General features: G+C 68.0%; 6 protein-coding genes. All 6 read right to left on the bottom strand.

Annotated elements, in window-relative coordinates; all coding sequences use genetic code 11:
* Positions 1-13 precede the first annotated feature (13 nt).
* Positions 14-1,303: a condensation domain-containing protein gene (locus AB0B50_RS28210; protein WP_362337735.1), complete on the bottom strand. Its 1,290-nt coding sequence runs from the start codon at positions 1,301-1,303 to the stop codon at positions 14-16.
* Positions 1,300-2,298, bottom strand: a complete 999-nt coding sequence (gene sbnA, locus AB0B50_RS28215; RefSeq protein ID WP_362337738.1) for a 2,3-diaminopropionate biosynthesis protein SbnA — start codon at positions 2,296-2,298, stop codon at positions 1,300-1,302. The genes AB0B50_RS28210 and sbnA overlap by 4 nt, the downstream gene beginning before the upstream one ends.
* A gap of 15 nt (positions 2,299-2,313) precedes the next feature.
* The gene (gene sbnB, locus AB0B50_RS28220; protein ID WP_362337741.1) at positions 2,314-3,375 is read right to left on the bottom strand and encodes a 2,3-diaminopropionate biosynthesis protein SbnB; all 1,062 of its coding nucleotides are present in this window, start codon (positions 3,373-3,375) and stop codon (positions 2,314-2,316) included.
* 16 nt (positions 3,376-3,391) lie between these two features.
* Complete coding sequence (locus AB0B50_RS28225) at positions 3,392-6,823, bottom strand: amino acid adenylation domain-containing protein (RefSeq protein ID WP_362337744.1); 3,432 nt, start codon at positions 6,821-6,823, stop codon at positions 3,392-3,394.
* Positions 6,824-7,106: 283 nt separating this feature from the next.
* A complete protein-coding gene (locus AB0B50_RS28230; RefSeq protein ID WP_362337747.1) occupies positions 7,107-7,325 on the bottom strand; it encodes an MbtH family protein in 219 nt (72 codons plus the stop codon).
* A gap of 74 nt (positions 7,326-7,399) precedes the next feature.
* Positions 7,400-7,674, bottom strand: a 275-nt coding sequence (locus AB0B50_RS28235) for a phosphopantetheine-binding protein (protein WP_362337750.1), incomplete at its 5' end; no start/stop codon positions are given.

Raw genomic sequence — 7,674 nt, forward strand, 5'->3', positions numbered from 1 at the left:
GTGCGGGAACGGATCACGGAGCGATCGGACCGCTCTCGGTCAACTCCCGCACCGATCGGAGCAGCGACACGAAGTCACTCACGTGGTTCGCCAGCACCTCCCTGGTGTACAGCGCGACATTGCCGTCGAAGGCGATGTGCATTCCCTCGGCGGGCCCGCGGTTGTACACGTTGATCGCCATGTCCTCGACCGGCCCCGAGTTCAGGTTGTGGACCGTGGCGGGGGCACCTGCGTAGTCGCCCTGGTAGTCGAAGGACATGATGTTGACGTCCGGGCCGAACTGCCGACGCCCGTCTCGAAGCGTCGGCAGTTCCCGGGCCAGCCTCTCCATCGGGTAGCGCTGATGGCGCAGCGCCTCCGTCACTCCTTCCGCAGCCTGCCTGGCCAGGGCCACGAAGCCCGCGTCCGGTGTCAAGGAGAGCCGCAGAGGCACAGTGTTGGTCACCATCGAAGGGATCTCGCGGAGCGTGGGGTCCCTGCGGTTGCTCACCGGCAGGCCGAGCGCCAACTGCCGTACCCCGCTTGCCCGGTGCAGTTGTACAGCCACCGCCGCGATGACGAGCGCCGGCCAGGGGACGTCCAGGTGCCCGGCCATGGACCGGAGGTCTGCGGCATCCTCGGGTGCGAGCCGGCCGTTCTCTCGGAACGATTCGGCGCTCGGCGGGGGCCGCCACGTGGTGAGGCTCGCGAAGTCGGTCTGTCCCGCCAGCTTCTCCCGCCAGAACGCTCCGTCGTCGCGGAAGGCATCGGACTCCTGGTAGGCCGTGTCCGCCTCGACGACCCGTCGAAGGTCGGCCGGGAAGTGCGACCGATGCCGGGCCCCGGTCATCAGCTCCGTATAGACGGCTGCGACGCGTGACGCGAACAGCGCGTGGGTGAATCCGTCCACGACGATGTGATGCGCGGAGCGGTACCAGAGCCAGAGTTCAGGGGCGAGCTTGATCAGTGCACAGACCACGAGAGGGCCCTTGACCAGGTCGTACTCCTTCGCCAGGTCCCCGGCGATCCAGTTCTCCGCCGATGCCCGGGGGGCCGGGGTGCCGCTCACATCGAGTACGTGGACCGGAATCTCGACCGCCTCGTCGATGAACTGGCACAGCCCCTCGTCACCGATGTCGAACCGGGCCCGAAGCGCGGGGGTGGTGGCCACCACTTCGCGGATCGCCCGTTCGAAGAGGACGGGATCGATGGCTCCGGCGATCTCGCAGTACTCCGCGAACGCGAAGGACCTGTCGACGGAGTTGAGTTGCTGAGCGACCCACACACCGGTCTGCGCGGAGGTCAGGGCGAGCTGCTCGGTCACGGTCGGCCTCCGATCGGGTTCAGGTCCGCGCCTGCCGGGGAAGCCGTCATCGCGTCGCCGTAGGCCTCGTTGACCCACGACTCCTGATAGAGCGTTTCCAGATAGCGCTCACCGAGGTCCGGAGAGATCGCCACGGCAGTGGCCTCCGAGTCCGGGCGGTGCGCGGCGAGCCAGCGCTGCGCACCGGCAACGACCGTGCCGGTCGATCCACCGAAGAGGAATCCCGCCGAGGCGAGCCGATGGCACGTGCGCACCGTCTCGATCTCCGGCACCATCACCACGTCGTCGACGTAGGAGAGGTCCAGCAGCTCCGGCCGCACCCCCGCCCCCAGCCCGGGGATCATCCGGGTCCGAGCGGGACCGCCGAAGGTCACCGAACCGACCGTGTCGACGGCCACGACGGTCACCGGGCGTCCGGATTCCCTGAAGTACCGGGCGCACCCCATCAGGGTGCCCGTGGTACCCGCACCCACGAACAGGACGTCCAGGTCGGGGAATTGGCGGTCGATGGCCGGTGCGGTGGTGCGCTGGTGAGCGATCCAGTTGTACGCGTTCGTGTACTGGTTCAGCCACACGTAACGGGTGTCGGACTCGCACAGTCGGCGGACATGCTCAAGGCGCGCCGCGAGGAAACTCGCCTCGGCGTAGGGCTGTTCCACCGTGACGACCTCGGCGCCCAGCGCCTGCATCATCTGCCGGGTGGTGAGGTTGCACCGGCTGTCCGTCACACACAGGAACCGGTAGCCCTTGTTGGCGGCGATCATGCTCAAGGCGACACCGAGGTTTCCCGAGGAGGACTCCACGAGAATGGAGTCCGGGCCGAGGACGCCCGATTCCTCGGCCTGCTCGACCATGGCCGCCGCGGCCTTGAGCTTGATGGAACCGGCGAAGTTGAACCCCTCGCACTTCAGATGGAGCCGACTGCCGAGTACGGGACGCAGGTCGACGTAGAGGTCGTCCGTGTTGAACTCCTGGGGCGAAGTGATCACAGGCACGACTGCCCCCTCTCGTTACGCACGCTCGCCGCCCACGCTCTGCCGCCCGTAGCGGTCGGTGTCGTGGAAGAAGTCGGGCACGACCGTGAGTTCGCCGCGTTCCCGGAGCTGGTCGTGGATGTGCTTGCCCACCGCCAGGTCGAGGACGCCGAGCCCGAAGGGCGAGAAGACGACCGGGCGGTCCTCGGGGAGGGACAACCGGCCGGACATCACGTCGAAGAGGGTGCCGTCGATGAAGGACCGGTGCCCCACCGACTGCTCGGCCAGGTGCACCGAGGTGCTCGCCTTGAGACAGTGCTCCACGTCGTCCACGACGTTGGCGGAAGAGAGCACGACCTCGGGCGACAGGTCCCGCAGCGAGACGTGGAGCACGATCGGGTTGTGCGAGAACCATCCCGGCTCGGTGACGTGTGGTGCCCCGGCGACTGTGGCGAACACTGTCAGGTCGCTTGAGCGGATCAGCTGTTCGGCGGTGTCGTGCACGGTGACGCGGGCTTCGTCACCACTGCCCTCGACGTATGTGCGGAACGCCTCCGCGCTGTCCGGGTCCAGGTCGTGGACGCCCAGCTCGTCGAAGTCCCAGCCCGCGCCTCGCAGATAGGTGTGGATGTACCGCGCGATGAGCCCTGTGCCGAAGAATCCGACACGTCGCGGACGCCCTCTGCGCCGGTCTCGGGTGAGCCGGTCGGCCGCCAGCGCGGCGGAGGCCGCCGTGCGCGTGGCGCTGATGATGGAGCTCTCCATGCAGGCGATCGGGTAGCCGGTCCGGGGGTCGTTGAGGATCAGAACGGCGGAGGCGCGGGGGATGCCGGCCTGGACGTTCTCCGGGAAGCTGGAGATCCACTTCATGCCGTCGACCTGGGTCTGTCCGCCGATCGAGGCGGGCAGCGCGATGATTCTCGACGAGGGCCGGTCGGGAAAGCGAAGGAAGTACGAGGGCGGGTTGACCGAGTCGCCCTCACCGTGGACCCGGTAGGCGTCTTCGATCAGCGAGATGATCTGCCGTTCCCGCCCGGCCACGGCTCGGTGGACCTGGGCGCCGGTGACGACGGAGAAGGGGGGGATCTGCGCGTTCATGCCGAGGTGGCTCCGTTCAGAGAGTGGGCGAGCAGTCGGTCAGCCGGACCGGGGCGCCGAGGACCATGCCGATCTCACGTCGCCCGGAGTACGGCTCACGGCTGTGGGCCATGCGGATGTTGTCGACCAGCAGGACGTCGCCCGCCTGCCAGGGCTCGCGCAGCGTGGCCTTCTCGTACACCTCGTTGATGGCCTGCACGGTGTCGGCATCGATGGGGGACCCGTCGCCGTAGCGCGTGTTGAACGGCAGTCCGTCCGAGCCGAACTGCGCGACGAGGTAGTCACGGATCGCCGGTTCCATGGTCCATTCGTTGAGGAACGCGATCTGGTTGAACCAGACTTGGCGCCCCGTCAGGGGGTGCGTGATGACCGCGGAGCGGCGCTGGTCGGTCCTGAGCCCTCCGTCCTGCTGCCACGCGAACTCGGTCGCGTTGGCCCGGCAGTACGCCTCCGCCGCGGCACGGTCCGCGGCGCCCAGTGACTCCGACCACGGGACGCCCACCAGGTCGTTGTACGAGCGGGTGAGTGACCAGCCCAGTTCGGTGAAGCGTTCGGCGATGGGCCGGGGGAGGGCGGAGAGGACCGCCTGCGCGTCGGCGAGCCCGGTGATGCCGCCGCCGTCTGCCGGTGGGGTGAAGCAGCCGATCGTGAGGAGCCGGGGGAACTCCAGGGCGTAGCTCAGCTCGTGGTGCATGCACATCGCCTGGTCGGGCGGCCACTCCAGAGAGGACACCACCGGGCCACCGAGCCGACGCCGCCGGGCGAACGCCTCTGTCTCCGGCACGATCGCCCCGGACATCGGCTCGGCGACCTGGGCGAGGGCGGCCGCGTCACGCACTCCAAGGCCGCGTATCAGGACGGCTCCATGGGTCAGCAACGCTGCTTCCAGCCTGCCGCGATGTTCGGCGGTCCATGCCCGGAGCCGATCCCCTGCCACCGCTTCCGTGATGCGGAGAATCGGTGGCTTGCCCGGACTCAGCTCGAGGCCGAGCCCGTCGGACGCGGGGCGTTTCGCACCGTGTCCCGTCCCTGTGCCGGGCGCCGGTTCCGCGACGGCCCTCGACGTGTGGGACGGCGTCGTTTCCCCGTGCTCCTCACCCTGTCGGGGCATCTGGTCCATGGCCTTTGCCAGCTCGGCAAGCACCGGGTACCTGACGATCTCGGCGAGTGCCAGCGACCCGCCGGTGGCGGCCCCGAGGCGCACGGCCGACAGTGACGTGCCTCCGGAGTCGAAGAAGTGCCGACCCCTGGTTATCTCGCCGATGGGGATGCCGAGTACCTGAGCCCACAGCTCGGCGAGCCGCTTCTCCGTCGCCGTCCGCGGCATGTCACCGGCGGTCCCGGACGGGGCGGTGGGACTTGTGGCGACTGCGTCACCGGCGTCGCGGACCAGGGCCTTCTTGTCGATCTTTCCGTTGTCGGTCAGCGGCAGAGCGGGTCGGTGGTGGAAGACTCGCGGGACCATGTACGGGGGGAGCGCGTCGCCCAGGAACTCCCGTAGGACGGCCGCGTCCAACGCGGCTTCACCGGCATAGAACGCGACAAGGTGCTTCTCGCCGTCGGGGCCCTCCAGCACGACGACGGCGGAGTCCCGTACGCCGGAGAAGCGAAGCAGATGGTTCTCGATCTCACCGATCTCGATCCGGAACCCTCTGATCTTCGTCTGCGCGTCCCGCCTGCCCAGGAACTCAAGGGTGCCTTGCGGCAGCCACCGGCCGATGTCACCGGAGCGGTAGAGCCGCCGGCCGGGGCGGTGGGGGTCCGCCCCGAAGGCGGCAGCGGTCCGTTCCGGGTCGTTGATGTAGCCACGGCCCACGCACACCCCGGAGAAGACGATCTCTCCCGGAGCGCCGAGCGGGACCGGCTGAAGCTGCTCGTCGACCACGTAGACGTGGACGTTTCTGATGGCCGAGCCGAGGGGTACTCGCTCGGGCTCCGGCACTCGGTCCATCACCTCATGATTGGTGTCGTCCGAGGTCTCGGTCAGGCCATAGGCGTTCATCAGCTTGATGCCGGGGAATGCCGCGAACCAGCGTTCGACCAGTTCCTTCTTCAGCGCTTCGCCGGTTGCCGACACGACGCGGAGCTGCCCAAGGGTGCGTGGTTGCTCCTCGAGGTGAGTGAGGATCACCTCCAGATACGACGGGACGACCTGGAGCACCTCGACGCCCCCCTCGACGACCGTGTCGACGTAGCGGCGGGCGTCCAGGATCTCCTTCTGCCCGATGATCAGTGTCCGCGCGCCCACCAGTAGCCCGCTGACCAACTGCCAGAGCGAGATGTCGAAGCACTGGGGCGCGGTCTGGGCCACCGTCTGGCCGGGCCCCAGCTCCAAGTCCTCGATCTTGGCGAGCAGATGGTTGAGCATGCCCGCGTGCTCACACATCGCTCCCTTCGGTTCGCCCGTCGAACCGGAGGTGAAGTAGATGTAAGCGAGCTGCCCTGCACGCACGGGAACGCCGGGGTTGCTCTCCTCGTACGGCGATGTGCCATCGCCCTTCGCGAGTAGGTCCGCGATGAAGAGCTGGTGCAGCACGGGCGACGAAGGTGTCTCGGGCAACCGCGAGGCCGAACCGAGCTCGGTGAGCACGAAGCGGCAGTCGCTGCGGGTCAGCATGGCGGCGATGCGCTGGTCGGGGAAGTGCGGCTCCACCGGAAGGTAGACGCCACCGGCTTTGAAGACGGCGAGTGCCGCGGCCATCCATTCGAGGTTTCTCTCGGTGACCACGGCCACCACATCCTCGGCCTTCAGCCCGTGGGCGAGCAGCGCGTGGGCGATGCGGTTCGCACGCCGGTTCAGCTCGTCGTACGTCCACTCCGTACCGTCATGCACGGCGGCGGTCCGGTGGGGGTGTTCACGCACCCTCTCCTCGAACAGCTCGTGCATCCGGCGGTCCGGGAGCTCACGGAGCGGTCCGGCCATGTCGTCGAGTTGCCGGGACAGTTCCTCAGGGGCGAGGAGGCTTTGGTACTGGTGCTCGGCCGAGCCGTCGGCAGCCATGGACGTCAGGGAAGTGAGCAGATACCCGGCGATCCGCCGTGCGTACGCGGTGTCGAGAACGTCACCCCGGCCCCGCAGGAACAGCCGCATCCCGTCCGGCTCCGCCGCGAAGCCGATGCGCAGTACGACGGCTTCCGGGAGGGCCGGTTCGCAGGACTGCTCGGCGTCGGCCTGACGGGGAGAGGCGGGCGCGGCGTTCTCGGTCGAGCCGGAGAGGTCGAGGACGACCTCGTAAGCGGGCGTGGACGCAGGGTTGGTGGCCGTTGCCGCGGAAGGGGTTGCCCCCTCGGCCGCGCGCCGGGCATGCAGCGCCAGCGTCGACCAGGCTCCGTCACTGACCTGCAGAACACAGGGGGCAGGGCCGTCGCCGCTGCCGGGGGCGACGTATCCCGTCAGAACGGAGCGCTCGCCCGTGAGCGAGGCAAGCACCTTTGCGTGCGCAGCCAACAGCAAGGAGTCGACCGGTACGTCCAGGCGGTCGGCAAGGACACGAAGTTGCGCGGTCGTTTCGGTGGGGATTGAGCATGAGTAATCGGTCGTCGTATCCGCATCGGCGTGACGATTCTCGGAACGCCATCGCGGAATTCCGAAGACAACCCCGGATTCACTGGATGCGTGTGCGTGTACTGCTGTGGGTGTACCCATCTTCTCCGTGCCTTGAGCGAAGGGGCAACCGAGGGGCTCTCGGTGGAGAGCGCCCTCGGGATAGAAGTGTCCGACGGTGTGTGCGTCAGCCCTCCGAGCCGGCCATGGCCTTCACCAGGCCGGCCGGCCGCATGTCCGTCCAGTTCTCCTCCACGTACGCGAGGCAGGCGGCGCGGTCGTCCGCGGCCTTGACCACACGCCAACCGTTCGGCACTTCGATGAACTCGGGCCACAGCGAGTGCTGTTCCTCGTCGTTGACCAGTACGACGTAGGTGCCCTCGGGGTTCTCAAAAGGATTCGTCATGACTTCTCCTCATTCATTTTCGTGTGGGGACAACTGCCGGGCGGGCGCTACCCAGTTGGCGCTCTTGCCAGGATTCAGGGGGTCTTGCCGTTCGGACGCGCCATACGGCGCAGCGCCGGACGCTTTTGCTTCGGTTCCTTGGGCGCAGTGGCCAGATGTTCGGCAAGCCCCGCCACGGTCGGGAACTCGAACACCTTGCTGATGGGCACTTCCACCGCCAGCTCGCCGCGGATGCGACTGGTGAGCCGGGTGGCGAGGAGGGAGTGTCCGCCGAGGTGGAAGAAGTTGTCGTCGATGCTGATGTGGTCGGTGCCGAGGGTTTCTGCGAAGAGGGTGGTGAGGGTTTGTT

This window comes from Streptomyces sp. NPDC041068 (genome assembly GCF_040647455.1).
Classification (GTDB): Bacteria; Actinomycetota; Actinomycetes; order Streptomycetales; family Streptomycetaceae; genus Streptomyces.

Excerpts from the sequence above, each read along its gene's own strand:
- sbnB (WP_362337741.1), bottom strand. The coding sequence starts at position 3,375 with ATGAACGCGCAGATCCCCCCCTTCTCCGTCGTCACCGGCGCCCAGGTC.
- AB0B50_RS28230 (WP_362337747.1), bottom strand. The coding sequence starts at position 7,325 with ATGACGAATCCTTTTGAGAACCCCGAGGGCACCTACGTCGTACTGGTC.